The sequence below is a fragment of the Pseudomonas citrullilanati genome, assembly GCF_030580855.1.
GTDB lineage: Bacteria > Pseudomonadota > Gammaproteobacteria > Pseudomonadales > Pseudomonadaceae > Aquipseudomonas > Aquipseudomonas citrulli.
The window spans coordinates 318,981-337,493 of the sequence record NZ_JAUQOP010000001.1 but is presented as its reverse complement, the minus strand read 5'-3'; the positions used below and the strand labels follow the sequence as shown (position 1 = coordinate 337,493).

6 protein-coding genes are annotated in these 18,513 nt (G+C 66.6%); 2 read left to right on the top strand and 4 right to left on the bottom strand.

The window, feature by feature from the left end; all coding sequences use genetic code 11:
- Positions 1-17: 17 nt before the first annotated feature.
- Complete coding sequence (locus tag Q6A48_RS01440; protein WP_304551376.1) at positions 18-12,998, bottom strand: non-ribosomal peptide synthetase; 12,981 nt, start codon at positions 12,996-12,998, stop codon at positions 18-20.
- Between the two features lie 290 nt (positions 12,999-13,288).
- On the opposite strand from Q6A48_RS01440, the gene Q6A48_RS01435 reads away from it, so the two are divergent.
- Positions 13,289-13,837, top strand: a complete 549-nt coding sequence (locus tag Q6A48_RS01435) for an RNA polymerase factor sigma-70 (RefSeq protein ID WP_304551374.1) — start codon at positions 13,289-13,291, stop codon at positions 13,835-13,837.
- 79 nt (positions 13,838-13,916) lie between these two features.
- On the opposite strand, the gene Q6A48_RS01430 is transcribed toward Q6A48_RS01435, so the two are convergent.
- The 3 genes from Q6A48_RS01430 to Q6A48_RS01420 all read right to left on the bottom strand — a co-directional run bounded on the left by Q6A48_RS01430 (position 13,917) and on the right by Q6A48_RS01420 (position 16,516).
- The gene (locus Q6A48_RS01430) at positions 13,917-14,930 is read right to left on the bottom strand and encodes a GNAT family N-acetyltransferase (RefSeq protein WP_304551371.1); all 1,014 of its coding nucleotides are present in this window, start codon (positions 14,928-14,930) and stop codon (positions 13,917-13,919) included.
- A 67-nt stretch (positions 14,931-14,997) separates the two neighbouring features.
- Positions 14,998-15,774: a substrate-binding periplasmic protein gene (locus Q6A48_RS01425; protein WP_304551416.1), complete on the bottom strand. Its 777-nt coding sequence runs from the start codon at positions 15,772-15,774 to the stop codon at positions 14,998-15,000.
- 115 nt (positions 15,775-15,889) lie between these two features.
- Entirely contained in the window at positions 15,890-16,516 is a 627-nt protein-coding gene (locus tag Q6A48_RS01420) for a TetR/AcrR family transcriptional regulator (protein WP_304551369.1), read from the bottom strand.
- 178 nt (positions 16,517-16,694) lie between these two features.
- Here Q6A48_RS01420 and Q6A48_RS01415 point away from each other — a divergent pair, with 178 nt between their 5' ends.
- Positions 16,695-18,485: an acyclic terpene utilization AtuA family protein gene (locus Q6A48_RS01415; RefSeq protein ID WP_304551367.1), complete on the top strand. Its 1,791-nt coding sequence runs from the start codon at positions 16,695-16,697 to the stop codon at positions 18,483-18,485.
- Positions 18,486-18,513: the final 28 nt, after the last annotated feature.

The window sequence follows — 18,513 nt, the reverse complement described above, 5'->3', positions numbered from 1 at the left end:
TGATAGACGCCGCAAAACTACATGCCTTCCAACTCCGCCATCAAATCATTCAACCGATCCACCTTCTCCCCGGTGATTTCGCGACTCGCCAGCCCCTCGATGTAGGCGGCCAGTTCCTGCACCGTGCTGCATTCGAACATCGCCCGCAGCGGCACCTCCCGTTGCAGGGCCTTTTGCACCCGCGAAGCGATTTGCGTCGCCAGCAGGGAATGCCCGCCCAGTTCGAAGAAGTTGTCGCGTACCCCCACCCGTTCGACCTTGAGCACCTCGGCCCAGATGTCCGCCAGGGTCTGTTCCAGTTCGTTGCCCGGCGCCTGGTAGTCCTGGCTGTGCAACTGGCCGATCTCCAGGGCCGGCAAGGCCTTGCGGTCGAGCTTGCCGTTGGCGTTGAGCGGCAAGCGATCGAGCCACAGCCAGTGCAGCGGCACCATGTAGTCCGGCAGTTCGGCCCGCAGGCACTGCTGGATGCGTTCGAGGCGTTGGTGGGGGCTCAGCGCCGAGTCGGCGGCGACCAGGTAACCCACCAGATGCTTGCCCTGGACGCCTTCCTGCACGCCCACGGCGGCCTCGCGCACCTCGGGTTGCTCATGCAGGCGCGCCTCGATTTCCCCCAGCTCGATGCGGTAGCCGCGCACCTTCACCTGATGGTCGATGCGCCCGACGTATTCCAATACGCCGTCGCTGCGCCGCCGGGCCAGGTCGCCGGTGCGGTACAGGCGCTCGCCCGGTGCGCCGAACGGATTCGGCACGAACACTGGCGCGGTGCGCAACGGATCGCCGACATACCCGCGCCCGACCCCGGTGCCGGCCACGCTCAACTCGCCCACCGCCCCCAGCGGCACCAGGTCCAGCGCGCCGTCGAGCAGGTACAGGCGGTTATTGTCGGTGGGCGTGCCGATCGGCAAATAGGTGCCACGGGTGGAGGCCAGGTCTACTCGGAAGAACGCCACGTCATCGGAGCATTCCGCCGGACCGTAGGCATTCACCAGGCCGATGGCCGGGTAACGCAGCAACCATTGACGGGCCAGCTCCGGCGGCATCGCCTCGCCGGTGGGCAGCATCCAGCGCAGGCCATCCAGGCCGATGCGGTCCTGGGCGAGCATGCCCTGGATCAGCGACGGCACGCTTTCCAGCACCGTGATGCCCTGCCGTTGCACGTGGTGCAGCAAGCCTTGGGGGTCGTGGGCGATGGCGTTGGGCACAATGTCCACCCGGGCGCCGAACAGCGGCGCGGCGAGGAACTGCCACACCGAAATGTCGAAACTCTGGGACGCTGTCTGGGCGATCACATCGGCCTCGCCCAGGGCCAGGTACGGCACCTTGCTGAGCTGGTTGTTGAGCATGCCGCGCTGCTCCACCATCACGCCCTTGGGCTGCCCGGTGGAGCCGGAGGTGTAGATGACGTAGGCCAGGTGATCCGGCCCGCTGTAGACACCGGGGTTTTCCACCGACGCGTCGCTGCCCTGCACGTCTTCCCACACCAGCAGCTTCGGCCGCTCGGAACAGGCGAACGCGTCCAGCAGGGCCAGCGCCTGGGCCTGGCAGGCTTGGCTGCAAACCAGCAGCGGCGTGCGGCTCAGTTCGATGATCCGCTCCAGGCGCTGGCTCGGCAGGCCAGGGTCCAGGGGCAGGTAGCCGGCACCGGCCTTGAAGCTGCCGATGATCATGCCGAGCAGGTCGGCATTCCGTTCGGCCAGCAACGCCACCGGCTGGTCGAACCCGACGCCAGCGGCGAGCAGCGCATGGCCGAGGCGATTGCCGCGGGCGTTCAATTGCCCATAAGTGAGCGTCACATCCAGGCAACTGACGGCGATGCGCTGCGCATGGGCCGCCACCTGGGCCTCGAACAGTTCGGCGTAGCCCTGCTCCAGCGGGTAGGCACGTTCGCTCTGGTTGCAGCCGTTCACCAGGAAATCCCGCTCCTGGGCGCCAAGCAACGGCAGCTCGGCCATGTCACCGTGGAACCCGTCCACCAAGGCCAGCAACAAGCGCTTGAATTCCGCCAGCATGCCCTGGACGGTGGTTTCGTTGAAGTAGCGCTGGTCGTAGGAAAGGTGCAGCCCCAGGTCATCCCCCGGGTAGCAGACCGCCGTCAGCGGGAAGTTGGTGTGGGTGCGGCCCGAGTCCGAGGTGGCGTTGAGGCTCTGGGCGCGGTCCAGCACCGAGACTTCCACCGGTGCGTTCTCGAACACGAACAGGCTGTCGAACAGCGGCTGGCCCTTGGGCAGCTCACTGACCTCCTGGAGGCTCACCAACGGCAGGTATTCGTACTCGCGCAACTGCATGTTGCTGTCGAGCAAACCGCCCAGCCACTGGCGCACGCTGCACGGCTGATGGTCCTCGGGCATCCGCACGCGCAAGGCGATGCTGTTGATGAACAGACCCACCGTGCGTTGCATCTGCGGCAGTTCCACCGGGCGTCCGGCCACGGTGACGCCGAACAACACGTCGCGCTCGCCGCTCACGCGCCGCAGCACCAAGGCCCAGGCGGCCTGAGCGAAGGTGTTGACCGTCAGTTGATGGGCCTGGGCCAACTCCCGCAGTCGCGCACCGTCCCGGGCATCGAGGCGGGTGTAGCAGTCGCCGACCAGCATGCCGCCGCTGTCACCGGCGTGCTCGCGCAACAGCGGCCTGTCGGTGGGGATCGGCGTGGTCCGCTCGAAGCCTTGCAGGTTGCGCTTCCACCACTGCCGGGCCTCGGCCAGGCTCTGGCGCTGCAACCAGCCGATGTAGTCGCGATAGCGCGGCGGCACGGCCAGCCGGGGTTCACGGTGTTCACCGAGGGCGGTGTAGATCTCGAAGAAATCGTCCATCAACAGCGAGCGGCACCAGGCATCGATGAGGATGTGGTGGTTGCTCATCATGAACCAGTAGCGCCCCGCCCCGACCCGGATCAGTCGCAAGTGGAACGGCGCCTGGCTCAACAGATCGAAACCGGCCTCGCGTTCCTCCTTGAGCAGGGTCTGCAACCTGGCTTCCTGCTGCTCCTGCGGCACCTCGCACCAGTCGAGGTAGTCCACCGGCGTGCTGCCGGGCTTGTGGATGATTTGCAGCATGTCTTCGCCCACGTTCCAGCAGAACGATGCGCGCAGGGCTTCGTGCCGGGCGATGACCGCCTGCCAGGCCTGGGCGAAACGCGCCGGATCGAGTTCGCTGTCGATGCGGTAACGGTCCTGCATGTAGTACAGGCCGGTGCCCGGCTCCAGCAGGGTGTGCAGCAACATGCCTTCCTGCATCGGCGTCAGCGGGTAGACGTCCTCGATCTGCGCGGCCGGCACCGGCAAGCTGTCGAGCTGGCCCTGGGTCAGTTTCGCCAGGGGGAAATCCGATGGCGTCAGGCCGCCCGCCGCGTCCGAGAGGCAATGGGCGATCAGGCGCTGCAATTCTTCGAGGTAGGCCTCGGCCAGGTCGGTGATCACCCGTGGATCATGGCGTTCGCGACTGTAGGTCCAGCGCAGCAGCAACTCGCCGCCACTGACTTGGCCGTCGACGCTCAGTTCGTTGGGCAGCGGCGCGTCGGCGTCGTGGATGGCCCCCAGGGGCGCGTCCAGGGCCCGGAACAGCGCGTCGTGGCCGAGGGTCTGGTCGAGCTGGCCCAGGTAGTTGAAGGTGATCGAGGCCTGCGGCAAGGCCGCCATGGCGTTGCGCGTGGCCTCGTCGGCCAGGTAGCGCAGCACGCCATGACCGAGGCCCTTGTGGGGGACGGCGCGCAGTTGTTCCTTGATGGCCTTGATCGACGCCCCGAGGTCGTCGGATGCCGGGCGCAGGCGCAACGGATAGACATTGGTGAACCAGCCCACGGTACGGGTCAGGTCGAGGTCATCGAACAGGGCCTCGCGGCCGTGTCCTTCCAGTTGTACCAGCACCGACTCATGCCCGCTCCAGCGACACAGCACCCGGCTCAACGCGGTGAGCAGCAGGTCATTGACCTGGGTGCGGTAGGCACTCGGAGCCTGTTGCAGCAGTTGCCGGGTCCGCTCGCGGTCCAGGCGCACGCTGACGGTTTCCGCGTGACGCACCTGGCATCCGCCGTCAGGGTGCGCGCACGGCAGCACCCGCGCCGGACCGTCCAACCGGTCCCGCCAGCCGTCCAGTTCTTCGCGCAGGGACTCGCTGCCGGCGTAGGCCTGCAAGCGTGCCGCCCAATCGCGGAACGGGCTGGTCTTCGCCGGCAATTGCGGCGCCTGGCCGGCCGCGACCTGGCGATAGACGGTTTGCAGATCGTCCATCAGCACTCGCCATGACACTGCGTCCACCACTAGGTGATGGATGACGATCAACAGCCGCTGCTGCCCCTCGGGTGACTGCACCAGCAATGCTCGCAACAATGGTCCGGTGGACAGGTCCAGGCTGCGCTGACACTCGGCGAACAGGCACTCGCAGGCGTCCAGGGAAGCGACCTGGACCGTCTGCAGCCGGCAGGCATCGGACAGCGGCCGGTGTTCGGCGCGCCAGTGTCCGGCACTGGCGTCGAAGCCCAGGCGCAAGGCATCGTGCTGTTCGACCACGCGGCGCAGTGCCTGCTCCAGGCAGTGCGGGTCAAGGGCGGTCGCCGGTTCCAGCAACAGCGCCTGGTTCCAGTGATGACGGTTCGGCATGGGTGTCTCGAAGAACCACTGCTGGATCGGCGTCAATGCCGACTCGCCGCTGACCAGGCCCTGCTCGGCGCGCACCTGCTCGACCTGGCTGGCGACAGCCGCCAGGGTCTGCACGGTCTGGTGCTGGAACACGTCCCGGGGCGTGAAATGGAGGCCCTGCTGGCGGGCCCGACTGACCACCTGGATGGACAGGATCGAATCACCGCCCAGCTCGAAGAAGTTATCGTCGAGGCCGACCTGCGGGACGTTCAGCACCTCGCCCCAGATCGTCGCCAGGGTCTGCTCCAGGGCCGTGCGCGGCGCCACGTACTGCTGGCGATTGAGCGCAGGGTCGGGCATCGGCAAGGCGCGACGGTCGAGCTTGCCGTTGGTGGTCAGCGGCAGGCTCGCCAGCAGGATCAGGTGGGTGGGCACCATGTAGTCCGGCAGTTGTGCCTTGAGCCGGGCCCGCAAGGCGTCGCGCAGCGCCGTCTGTTGCGCGGCGTCCTGTTCGGCGACAGCGCTCACCAGATAAGCGGCCAATTGCTTGCCCCCCGGCAAGTCGAGGGCCAGTACCACCGCCTCGCGCACTGCCGGGTGTTCCAGCAGGCGGGTTTCGATTTCCCCCAGCTCGATGCGGAAGCCGCGGATCTTCACCTGGTGGTCGATCCGCCCGAGGTATTCCACCAGGCCATCGGCGCGCTGGCGCACCAGGTCGCCGGTGCGGTACAGGCGCCCGCCATCGCCGGTGAACGGGTCGGCGACGAAGCGCTCGGCCGTCATGCCCGGACGCTGGTGATAACCCTGGGCCAGGCCCGCGCCCCCCACATACAACTCGCCGGTGGCGCCCTGGGGCACCAGCGCCAGGTACGCATCGAGGATGTAGGCCACCCGCGCGCCGACCACGCTGCCGATCGGCACGCTGGCGGCGCCCTCTTCCAATCGCTCCGGGGCCAGGCTCGCCAATGGCATCACCACGGTTTCGGTCGGGCCATAGGCATTGAAGAACAGGCTCGGGCTGAACGCCGCCCGGATCCGTTGCAGATGCTCCCCCGTCAGCGCTTCGCCACCGGTGATGCACATGCGCACCGGCAGGGTCTGTCCGTGGCTCGCCAACCACTGCGCCAACTGGCTGCCATAGCTGGGGGTGAAGCCGAGGATGTTGATCCGATGCGTACGAATCAGCCCGCAGATTTGCTCGGCATCCCATTGCCCCTGGGCCCGCAAGACCACCTGGGCGCCGCTGAGCAGCGGCACCAGCAGGCGCTCGGTGGCAGCGTCGAAGTTGATCGAATAGAAATGCAGCTCGCAATCGTCCGGGCGCATGCCGAAGCGGCGGATCACCGCCTGGCAATGCATGGCGATTTCACCGTGGGACACCACCACGCCCTTGGGCTGGCCGGTGGAGCCGGAGGTGTAGATCAGGTAGGCCTGGTGTTGCGGCAGCGTGCGCGACGGTGGCGCCTGCTCCGGGTACTGCGCCAGCGCCGGGCTGTCGTCCTCCAGGCACCAACGCGCGACGCCATCGGGCAGCGCACCGAGGGCCTGGAACATGGCCCGGTCGCTGAGCAACAGGCCGACGCCGCTGTCCTCGATCATGTAGTGCAAGCGGTCCAGCGGATATTCCGGATCCAGCGGCACGTAGGCGCCACCCGCCTTGAGGATCGCCAACAAGCCGACGACCATGTCCAGCGACCGCTCCAGCGCCAGGCCCACCCGCACCTGCGGCCCCACGCCGCGCTCGCGCAGCGCCCAGGCCAGGCGATTGGCGCGGCGGTCGAGTTCGCCGTAGCTGAGGGTCTGCCCGGCGAACGTCAGGGCTGGCGCGTCGGGACGGGCCTGGGCCTGCTCGCCGAACAGCCCGTGGATGCACAGGTCGAGGCGCTGTTCACCGGGTTCGACGCCGAGGCTGTCGAGTATCTGCCGCTGTTCGTCGACCGCCAGCAACGGCAGTTCACCCAGGCGCCGGGACGGATTGGCCAGCAAGGCTTCCAGCAGGTTGCGCCAGTGCCCGGCCATGCGGGCGATGCGCGGCTCATCGAACAGGTCGGTGCTGTAGGTCAGGCAGCAGCCCAGGCGCTGGTCGAGGTCGGTGACCTCCAGGTTGAGGTCGAACTTGGTCGCCCGGGCATCGTTGGCCAGGTACTCGACAGTCATCCCGGCCAGCGTGCGGCTCTGCTGGAATTCCCAGCGCTGCACGTTGCACATCACCTGGAACAGCGGGTTGTAGGCGGCGCTTCGTGGCGGCTGCAAGGCTTCGACCAGGTGATCGAACGGCAAGTCCTGGTGGGACTGGCCTTCGATCACCGTGTGCCGCACCTGCGCGAACAACTCGCCCACCGTCATCTGCCCGTCGAGCCGGCAGCGCAGCACCTGGGTGTTGAGGAAGGCACCGATCAGCCCTTCGCTTTCCGGGCGGATGCGGTTGGCCACCGGGGCGCCGATGCGCAGGTCGGTCTGGCCGCTGTAGCGGTAGAGCAGCACCGCGAGGGCAGCGGTCATGGTCATGAACAGGGTCAGGCCCTGTTCGGCGTTGAACGCCCGGACCCGGGCCGCCAGCTCGTCGCTGAGGTCGAAGCGGAACAACTCGCCGCGATGGCTCTGCACCGGCGGCCGCGGACGATCGGCGGGCAGCTCCAGCAGCGGATGTTCGTCACCCAGTTGCGCGGTCCAGTAGTCCAGTTGCCGTTGCCGCTCGCCGGACTCCAGCCACTGGCGCTGCCAGACGCTGTAGTCCAGGTACTGCACTGGCAAGGGTTCCAGGGGCGACTCGCGGTCGTCGACGAACGCCTCGTACAGCGCGCTCAACTCCCGGGCGAAAATGTCCATCGCCCAGCCTTCGGTGACAATGTGGTGCAAGGTCAGCACCAGGTAGTGCTCGCGTTCGGCGGTCTTGACCAGGCACGCCCGCAGCAAGGGCCCGGTTTCCAGGTCGAAAGGCCGATGGGCCTCGCTGTCCGCCAGTTGCTGCACGCGCTGTTCACGCACGTCGACGGCCAGGGTCGAGAAATCCTTCCAGTCCATGCGCAGGCCCGTCTCGGCGTGCACCTGTTGCCGGGCGACACCGTCAACGCTCGGGAACGTGGTGCGCAAGGTTTCGTGACGCAGGATCAACGCCTGCAATGCCGCCTCAAAACGCCCCACATCCAGCAGTCCGCGCAGGCGCGCCATGCCGCCGACGTTGTAGGCCGGGCTGTCCGGTTCCATCTGCCAGAGGAACCACATGCGTTGCTGGGAGTAGGACAGCGGCACCGGTTGGCGGCGGTCGACCTTCTCGATGGGCGGCTGGCGGTTGGTCTGGCCGCTGGCCTGGATCAAGCGCACCTGCTCGGCGAAGGCGCCCAGTTCACTGGCCTCGAACAATGCCCGCAACGGCAGTTCGACGTCACAGGCCTGGCGGGTGCGGGAGATGATCTGGGTCGCCAGCAGCGAATGGCCGCCCAGGGCAAAGAAGTCATCCCGCAGGCCAATGCGCGCCAGCCCCAGGACATCGCGCCAGATCCCGGCGACCTGCTGTTCGAGGGCGCTGGCCGGCTCGACGTGTTCGCGCACCTGCCAGTGCGGTTCGGGCAAGGCGCGCCGGTCGAGCTTGCCGCTCGGGCCCAACGGCATGGCGTCCAGGCGCAGCAACTGGGCGGGCACCATGTAGTCCGGCAACTCGGCGGCCAGGGCGGCCCTGAGCCGGGCCTGGGTGACGTCCTGGTCTTCGGTGGCATCGGCAGCGGTGTAATAACCGATCAATTGCGGGCCGGCCGGGGTATCCCGCACCAGGACCACGGCCTGGGCGACACCGGCCTGGGCCAACAGCCGCGCTTCGATTTCCTGCGGCTCGACCCGGAAGCCCCGCAGCTTGACCTGTTGGTCGAGGCGGCCGAGGTACTCGATCACGCCCTCGGCGGTCCAGCGCGCCCGGTCGCCGGTGCGGTACAGCCGTGCGCCCGCCTCCCCCAGCGGGTCGGCGACAAAGCGCTCGGCGCTCAGGCCCGGACGCCCTAGATAACCCCGGGCCAGCCCCAGGCCGCCGATGCACAGTTCGCCCGGCACACCGGCCGGCAGCGGATTGAATTCGTCATCGAGGATGCGGCACAACACATTGCCCAGTGGCCGGCCGATTGGCGCGCGCTCGCCATCGGCCGCCGTGCAGTGCCAGTGGGTGACGTTGATGGCCGTTTCGGTCGGGCCGTAGCGGTTGTGCAATTGCGCCGCCGGCAACTGCGCCAGCACCCGGTTGCGCAGCTCGGCCGACAAGGCTTCACCGCCGCAGAAGAGCCGCCGCAGGCTGGTGCAGCGGGCGCTCAGGGGTTCGTCGATGAACAGGCTCAGCAACGGCGGCACAAAGTGCAGCGTGGTCACGCCAAACTGTTGCACCAACTGCGCGATGCGATGCGGGTCGCGGTGTTCGCCGGGGCCGGCGAGCACCAATCGGCTGCCGGTGAGCAACGGCAAGAAGCACTCCCACACCGACACGTCGAAGCTGATCGGTGCTTTTTGCATCAGCACGTCGGTGTCGTCCAACCCATAGGTGGCCTGCATCCATTGCAGGCGCTCCGCCAGGGCGGCGTGGGTGTTGCCGACGCCCTTGGGCTGGCCGGTGGAACCGGAGGTGTAGATCACGTAGGCCAGGTGATCGCCGTGCACGTGCAGGCCCGGCGGGTTGCTCGGCCATTGCTCCAGGTGCAGGGCGTCCATGGCGATGACGCTGACGCCCGCGCAAGTGGGCAAGCGGTCGAGCAAGGCGGTCTGGGTCAACAGCAACTCGACGCCGCTGTCCTTAAGCATGTAGGCCAGGCGCTCGGCCGGGTAATCGGCATCCAGCGGCACGTAGGCACCGCCAGCCTTGATGATCGCCAGTACGCCGATGAGCAACGACGCCGAGCGCTCGGCGGCGATCGCCACGCAGACATCCGGGCCCACGCCTTTGTCCCGCAGGTAGTGCGCCAGGCGATTGGCCTGGGCGTGCAGCTCGGCGTAGTCCAGGCGCCCACCGTCCCACAGCAGCGCCGGGTGCTGCGGCGTGCGCCGGGCCTGGTCGTTCAACAGTTCCGGCAACCATTGGCTGGCCGGCGTGCACGGCGCCGCGCTCCACTGCCGTTGCTGGTTGTATTCATCGGCACTCAGCAACGGCAGGTCGCCGACGGCCTGTTGCGGGTTGGCGCAGACCGCTCGCAGCAGGTTGGCGTAGTGCTCGGCCATTCGCGCGATGGTCGCGGCCTCGAACAGCTCGTCGGCGTAGTCGAACGACAGGGTCAGCCGTCCATGGCGATCTTCTTCGCTGTGCAGTTGCAGGTCGAACTTGGCTTGGCGACTGTGCCACAGCAACTCATCGGCCAATAGCCCCGGCAAGCGGCGCAAGGCGCCCAGGTCGCGCTGTTGATGGTTGAACATCACCTGGAACAGGCCTTGTTCCCGAGCCTGGGGGAACGCTTCCAGCAACTGCTCGAACGGCAGGTCCTGGTGGGCCTGGGCGCCCAGGGTGGTGTCCCGCGCCTGGGCCAGCAACGCGGCGAACGGCTGGCGCGAATCGACCTGCCCGCGCAGCACCTGGGTGTTGATGAAAAACCCGATCAGGCCCTGGGTTTCCAGGCGTGGCCGGTTGGCGTTGGGCACGCCGATGCGGATGTCGGCCTGGCCGGTATAGCGCTGCAACAGCACCTGGAACACCGCCAGCAACAGCATGAATGGCGTGGCGTCGTGGGCCTGGGCCGTTTGCCGCAGCGCTTCGCCCAGGCTTTTTTCCAGGCGCACACCATGCCGCGCGGCGCTGCGCCGCTGGTGGGCGCGGCGGGGATAATCCGTGCCCAGCTCAAGGGCCGGGTGCTCATCCCCCAGTTGTTGCCGCCAATAACTCAATTGGCGCTCGGCCTCGCCCTCGGCGAGCCACTGGCGCTGCCAGGTGCCGTAGTCGGCGTACTGCAACGGCAGCGGCGCCAACGCGGCGACCTGTCCCTGGCACGCTGCGGCGTACAACCGGGAGAACTCCTCCACCAGCACGTTCATCGACCAGCCATCGGCGATGATGTGGTGCAGCGTCACCAGCAGGTGATGCTCATCGTCATCGAGACGCACCAGGATGACCCGCAGCAACGGCCCCTGTTCCAGGTCGAACGGCGTGGTCGCCTGCTCTTCCCGGAGCTGCCGTGCACGGGCCTCGCGCGGGTCGTCCGGCAGGTCGCGCAGGTCGACCACTGGCAGCTGGAACGCTGGCGCCGGATCGATCTGTTGCAGGGCAACGCCATCACGTTCCAGGAACCGCGTACGCAGGGATTCGTGGCGCTCGACCAGTTGCTGGAAGCTGCTGCGCAGGGCGTCTTCATCCAACTCGCCGCGCAGGTGCAAGGCGCCGGGGATGTTGTAGGCGCAGCTCGTTGGATCGAGCTGCCAGGTAATCCACAAACGGTTCTGGGCCAGGGACTGCGGCACCGCCTGGTGACGCGGCAAGGCGTCAATCGGACGGCGGGCCTCGGCCCGTGGCTGGTTGGCCACTGCCGCGGCGAAGGCGGCCAGGGTCGGGGCTTCGAACAGCAACCGCAGGTTCAGCGCCAGCCCCAGGGTTTCACTCAACCGGGCGATCACCTGGGTCGCGGCGATGGAATTGCCGCCCAGCAGGAAGAAATGGTCGTCGGCCCGGACCTGTTCGACCTGCAATTGCTCGCACCAGGCTTGGCCGATCAAGGTTTGCAACGGCGTCGAGGGCCCGGCCTCGTCGACCAGCCCAACCGTCGGCGCCGGGAACCGTGCATAGCTGTCGAGGCTGCCATCGGCCAACCGGGCAGCGCAGGCCGAACGCTGCAACTTGCCGCTGGAGGTCTTGGGCAAGGCGCCAGGGTTGAGCAGCGCCACCACGCTCGGGGCTTGCTGGCAGCGCTCGGCCACGGCTTGGCGAATGGCCTTGATCAAGGTGTCGGCGGGCACCAGCTTCTGCACGCTGCGGCTGATTTCCACGGCAATGCCGATGCCTTCCTCGCCGTTGTCATTGACGGCGAATGCCGCCACCCGGCCCTTGCGCACCGCCTCCACTTCGCGCTCGATGGTTTGCTCGATGTCCTGGGGATACAGGTTGTGCCCGCGCACGATCAGCAAGTCCTTCAGACGACCGGTGATGAACAGCTCGCCGTCGCGCAGGAAACCCAGGTCGCCGGTGCGCAGCCAGGTGCGACCGGCGCGCTGGACAAACGTCTCGGCGCTGGCTCGCGGGTTGCGCCAATAGCCATGGGCGATGCTGGGCCCGGTGGCCCAGACTTCGCCCACCTGGTTGTCTTCGCGCGCCTGCAAGGTCGTGGGCTCGACGATCAGCAACCCATGGCCCGGCTGGCTGATACCGCAACTCATCACCGCACTGCCCTGCCCCGGCTCGACCCGGTTTTGCGCCAGCGCCGCGTCATCCACCCGCAGCGAAGCAATGCCCTGGCGACGAGGCGTGCCGGCCACGAACAAGGTCGCTTCCGCCAGGCCATAGGAGGCCATGAAACTGTCTTCGGTGAAGCCGCACGGGGCGAACTTCTCGGCAAAGCGTCGCAGCGTGTCGAGGCGAATCGGCTCGGAGCCCGAATAGGCCACGCGCCAACCCCTCAGGTCGAGACGCCCGAGGGCCGCCTCGCTGACCCGCTCGCTGCACAGCCGATAGGCGAAGTCCGGCCCTCCGCTGATGGTGCCGCCGTACTCGCTGATCGCTTCAAGCCAGCGCACTGGCCGGGCCAGGAAATAGGCAGGCGACATCAGCACGCACGGCACGCCGCTGAACACCGGCTGCAACAACCCGCCGATCAGGCCCATGTCGTGGTACAGCGGCAGCCAACTGACGATGACGTCATCAGGGTTCAGGTCGATGCCGAAGCCATGGCGGATCAACAGCTCGTTGGCCACCAGGTTGCCGTGGCTGACCTGTACACCCTTGGGCGATGCGGTGGAGCCAGAGGTGTATTGCAGGAAGGCGATGTCATCGTCCTGCAACGCTGGCGGCAGCCATTGCTCGGCGAGGCTCGGCGACAATGTATCGACACACAGCACCGGCGGCGCCGATTCGAGCGCCTGCAAGGGCTCGCGCAAGTCGCCGCTGGTGAGCAACAGGCGCGGTTCGGCGTCGGCGATAATCGACAACAAACGCTCCTGGTGATGACGCCGTGAGGACTCCGGTGGATAGGCCGGCACCGCGATCACCCCGGCGTACAGGCAACCAAAGAACGCCGCGACGTAATCCGGACCGCTGGGAAACAGCAGCACCGCACGCTCGCCGAACGCCGCTTCGGCCTGCAAGGCGGCGGCGATGGTCCGGGCACGCACGTCCAGGTCGCGATAACTCAACACCACACTCTGTTCCTGGGTATCGGCAAGGAAGCGCAAGGCCACCCGGTCCGGCGTCAACGCCGCGCGGCGCTGGAGGGCATGGGCCAGGGTGCTGGGGAGTTCGAACGCGTCGGTCATGAGGTTTCCTGCCTGAAATTCGGCTTGCGAGTGGTATCGGGTGTTCCATCCAACCAAGGGAACGGATGCCACTGGCAAAGAATTAGTCGGCCGGTCGCTTGCACTCGCCCCGTCGGGGGCACGAACTGGCTGCGGCAATGGGTCGCGCTTCAAGGGCTGGACTCACACTCTGCAATAATTCTTTTTCTCAATTGACAATAATTATCATTAAGCCTAATTTGGCGCTCGATGCGTAGGACAGGTCGGAAAGATCAGTCGTCCTGCTAACTTTTTGCAGCAAGGTGAATTCCATGACGGAACAAGTATCCACAAGCAGGTGTGAGTCACCGTTACTTCAGGCGTTCGTCGATAACCGCTTGATTCTGGTCAAGATTGCAGCGCGTATCACCGGGTGCCGGTCGCGCGCGGAAGACGTGGTGCAGGATGCGTTCTTCCGACTGCAATCGGCGCCGCAGATCACGTCGTCGTTCAAGGCCCAGCTCAGCTACCTGTTCCAGATCGTGCGCAACCTGGCGATCGACCATTACCGCAAGCAGGCGCTGGAGCAGAAATACGCCGGGCCGGAAGAGGAAGGGTTGAACGTGGTGATCCAGGGCGCTTCGCCGGAAACTTCCCACATCAACTTCTCCACCCTGGAACACATCGCCGACGCGCTGACCGAACTGCCCAGCCGAACCCGCTATGCCTTCGAGATGTACCGCCTGCACGGCGTGCCGCAAAAAGACATCGCCAAGGAATTGGGCGTCTCGCCGACCCTGGTGAACTTCATGATCCGCGACGCCCTGGTGCATTGCCGCAAGGTGTCCGGGGTGCGCGGGGATACCTACGCCCGGCGTTAGGTACTGCGCTGGATCAGCTACCGCTTTCGCGAGCCCGGCAGTCAGCGCTGGAACTGCCAGGCTCGCCGCGCACGAAGTCCTACATCAACGAACACCGGTCAAAAAACCGCTCCCGCCCGAGGATCATCAACGCCGCGCGCTTGTGCGGGAAATCGAATTCCTTTTCGCAGTGGAAACACTGGTTGTGCAAATGCCCGATCATCCGTGCGTTGTCGGCCCGGGGCTCGGCCACCACGCGCTGGGTGCGCGGGTCGTCGAGGAACAGGTAGTGCACCAGCGCCGACAACCAGCTCGCCACCTTGTGCGGCCCGCGGTGCTGTTCCTCCCCCACCAGCATGTGGATGCCGCGATCGTAGTTCCCCGCCTCGTAGAACGGCGCAATGCGGTCTTCCTTGGCCCAATAGGCCTCGAAATAGGCAAACGGCTGGTCGTCGAAACAACCGATCAGGGTCAGCACCCGGGGATCGCCCGCCAGCTTGTCCAGGTACTCGCGATGCTGCGCCAGGCTGCCCTCTTCCTGCCAGAAACTGGCGACCCGGGGGCTGTTCTGCCAACGGTTGAAACGCTCCAGGTCCTGCTCGATCTCCAGGGTGCGCAACGACACCCAGGCCCCCAGTCGCGCATCGAAGCGCCGATACACCTCGCCGCGCGGCTTGACGGGCCGACGAGGATGGCGCTGGCCGTCGGTGATGATCATCTGCTGCGGGTAGCTGCCATTGAACGACTCCCCGAGCCAGGGCTGTGGCAGTTGCCAGAACATCGTGCGCTCGCAGACGTATTCGCCGGCACGCCCGGCATCGGTCAACAGGCCGCTGAGCAGGGCTTCGCCGGGGCGCTCCTGGAGGTGCCAGACCAGGCGCCGGCAGTCCGCATCACGGGCAAACAACCAGTAGCAGGCCGCCCAGAGTGCCGGGCCCATGGGGCGGTCGTGGATTTCCTGCAAATGGACATGCAACTCGGGACCGCGCTCCAGGCGCAGCCGGATCAGCGGTGCGCCTTCGAGCATCAGGCTCAGGTGGCGTTCGGTTTCATCGGCGCCGAGACGGCGACCGCCCGGCAGGGGCAGCGCCATCGGCTGGTTTAGGTTGGACATGGAGGGGCTCGCGTTGTCGTCGGTAGTCAACGAGGGACGTGAGCCGGCAAAGGAAATTTAGGGCCCGTCAATGGGCGTGCGTGGGCACCAGCTCGATCTGGTAGGGCTTGAAGATCTTCAGCAACTGGCCGTTGTCCCGCAGCGTCTGCAACAGTTGCTCGAACGCCTCGCCGGTGATGGGCGCCTGGGGCCGGATCAGGGCGTAATGGTGGTAGACCTGGTCGATCCGCTCGGACACCAGCAATTGCGGCCCGACCTCGGGGTTGCGCAGCACATAATCGTTGAGGTACGAGCGGGTCACCAGGGCGATGTCGGCCCGTCCCCGCAGGACCATCAGCAGGTTGCTGTCGTGGGAGTACGTCAAGGTGGCGTTGTACTGGCCGGCGAGGAACTTGGGGTCGGCGTTGAATTCGGCGAAGGCATAGTGGTAACCGCTAAACAGCGCCAGGCGCTTGCCCCGCAGGTCGGCGAAATAATCCTGCCGGCGATCCGGCTGCTGCTGGGCGACGAAGACCTCGGCGTCTTCCAGGCCCATGTCGACGGCGGTATGCGGCACACCCTGCCAACCCCAGTCGGGGTTCTCGAAGATCGCCATGTCGACCCGGCCCTGCTTGAAGTCGTTGAAGCGGCGCGGAATCGAGGTCGGGACCAGGACGAACTGATAAGCCGCCTGCGATTGATTCAAGGCCTCCACCATTTGCGGCAACAGGCCGGTGTCGGCACCGTTCTCGGGGCGAACGGTGTAGGGTGGAAAGTGCGCCGCGCCGATCCGCACCAATTGCGCCGCCGAGGCCGGCAACGCCAGGAAAGCGGCCAGGGCAGCCAGCAGCACACGCGAAGTCATCCCCATCGGCGAAAACGTCAAGATCACCACTCCCCAAAAGTACCCATCAATACAATCAAAGCTAGGCGGTTTCAGCTGCTTAGCCAGCCACGCGGCGATTTAAAGCGCCGCCTGATTATTGTTTTTCTTCAAGCACCAGGATCAGCGCCTGTTCGGCCAGCTCATCGAGACTCAGGTTGCCTTCGGCGCGAAACCAGGTGGTGGTCCAGGACAATGCACCCGTGAGGAAACGCCGGGTAATGGCCACGTCACCGCGAATATACCCGGCCTCCTTGGCCTGGCCCAGCACCCCGAGCCACAAGTCCTCATAAATGTCCCGCAGGGCCAGCACTTGCCGTTGGCCGTCCTGGGACAGCGAGCGCCATTCGTAGACCAGCACGGCCATCGCCTCGCCGGTGCCGCCCATGATCGACTGCAATTCGCAGCGGATCAGCGCCAGCACCCGCTCACGCACGCTGCTTGCCTCGGCCAGCGCGGCACGCATCAAGGCGGTGTTGTAGCGGACGGTTTCTTCCATCACCGCCCGCAGGATCTCGTCCTTGCTCTTGAAGTGGTGAAAGATGCTCCCCGACTGGATCCCCACGGCGCTGGCCAGGTCACGCACGGTGGTGCGTTCGAAACCCTTGTTGCGAAACAGGTGGGCCGCACTCTGGAGCAGCTTGCCGCGCGCGCTCTGGGGATCGGTCAGTTGCCCGTTGTCGACCAGCGCGTGCATCACGTCCAGGGCTTTTTGCTCGTCCACCCATTCTCTCCTACAGTCGATCAACCGATGCGCGGCGGTGTCCCTATCAACAGCGCCGCGCGGGCAATTTAAGCCGACCCAGGCCCCCAAGCAAGCGCTTGGGCAGAAGAACCCGCGGGCGTTTACAGACCAAGCGCTTGCTTGGTAGTCTCGAACCACGTTTGCCGGAGAAAGCGCCATGCCAAGAACGATCCGAATCGGTTGCGCCAGCGCCTTCTGGGGCGACACCAGCAGCGCCGCCGCGCAACTGGTCGAAGGGGGCGCGCTGGACTACCTGGTGTTCGACTACCTGGCGGAAGTCACGATGTCGATCCTGGCCGGGGCGCGCCTCAAGGATCCCCAGGCAGGCTACGCCACGGACTTCATCGATGTGCTCGCGCCACTGCTGCCGCGCCTGCACAGCGACCGGATCCGCGTCATCAGCAATGCCGGCGGGGTCAATCCCCTGGCCTGTGCCGCGGCGCTGCAAGCGGCGTGCGACCAGGCGGGCGTGCCGTTGAAGATCGCCGTGCTGCTGGGCGACGACCTGCAAGGACAATCCGATCGACTCGCCGGCCAGGGCATCCGCGAGATGTTCAGCGGCGAGCCCCTGCCCCTCGCGTGCGTGTCCAGCAACGCCTACCTCGGCGCGCCGGGCATCGTCGAGGCCCTGCGCCTGGGCGCGGACATCGTGATCACCGGGCGGGTGGTGGACAGCGCCGTGGTCAGCGCGGCCCTGGTGCATGAGTTCGGCTGGGCCTGGCACGACTACGACAAGCTGGCCCAGGCCGCCCTGGCGGGCCACCTCATCGAATGCGCAGCGCAATGCACGGGGGGCAACTTCACTGACTGGCGCGAGGTGCCGGACTACGAGCACATCGGCTTTCCCATCGTCGACGTCAGCGCCGACGGCCAGTTCATCGTCACCAAGGCGCCCGGCACCGGCGGGCTGGTCACGCCGCTGACGGTGGGCGAGCAACTGCTGTACGAGATCGGCGACCCGCAAGGCTACCTGCTGCCGGACGTGATCTGCGACTTCAGCCAGGTCAGGCTGATCCAGCAAGGCAAGCACGCGGTGCGCGTCCACGGCGCCCGGGGCCTGCCGCCCAGCGATCAATACAAGGCCTGCGCCACCTGGCTGGATGGCTACCGCTGCACCGCTACCTGCCTGATCGCCGGCATCGATGCGGTGGCGAAGGCCGAACGGGTCAGCCAGGCGATCATCGCCAAGACCTCGGAGATGTTCAGCCAGCGTGGCTGGGCGCCCTACAGCGAGGTGAACGTCGAGCTGTTGGGCAGCGAAGCCACCTACGGTCAGCATGGCCAGCGCCAGGACACCCGCGAAGTGGTGCTCAAGCTGGCGGTTCGACACCCGGACCGACAGGCGCTGGTGTTGTTTTCCCGGGAAATCGCCCAGGCCGCCACCGGCATGGCGCCAGGGCTCACCGGCATGATCGGTGGAAGGCCGACGGTGTCGCCGTTGATTCGCCTGTTCTCGTTCCTGACCGACAAGGCCCGCTGCCCCCTCGAGATTGAGTTCCAGGGCCGCCGCCACCCATGCGCCCTGCCCCCACTCGACGCCCTGCACGCCGGCGACCTGCCGCTCGCCGCGGACGTGCCCAAGCCCCAGGGCCGGGCCGATGCCAGCGTGCCGCTGGTCAAGCTGGCGGTGGCGCGTTCCGGCGACAAGGGTAACCACGCCAACATCGGCGTAATGGCGCGCGAACCCGAGTATTTGCCGTGGATCGCCGAAGCACTGACGCCGGAGGTGTTGGTCGACTGGATGAGCCACGTCCTCGACCCGCTGCTGGGCCGCGTCGAACGCTGGTACCTGCCGGGCACCCACAGCCTGAATTTCCTGCTGGAAAACGCCCTCGGTGGCGGCGGCGCCGCCAGCCTGCGCAGCGACCCCCAAGGCAAGGCATTCGCCCAGCAGTTGCTCGACATCCAGATACCGGTGCCACAGCCCATCGCCGATCAACTCGACTAGCGTGTTCGCATCGAAGAGGAGGACGGCC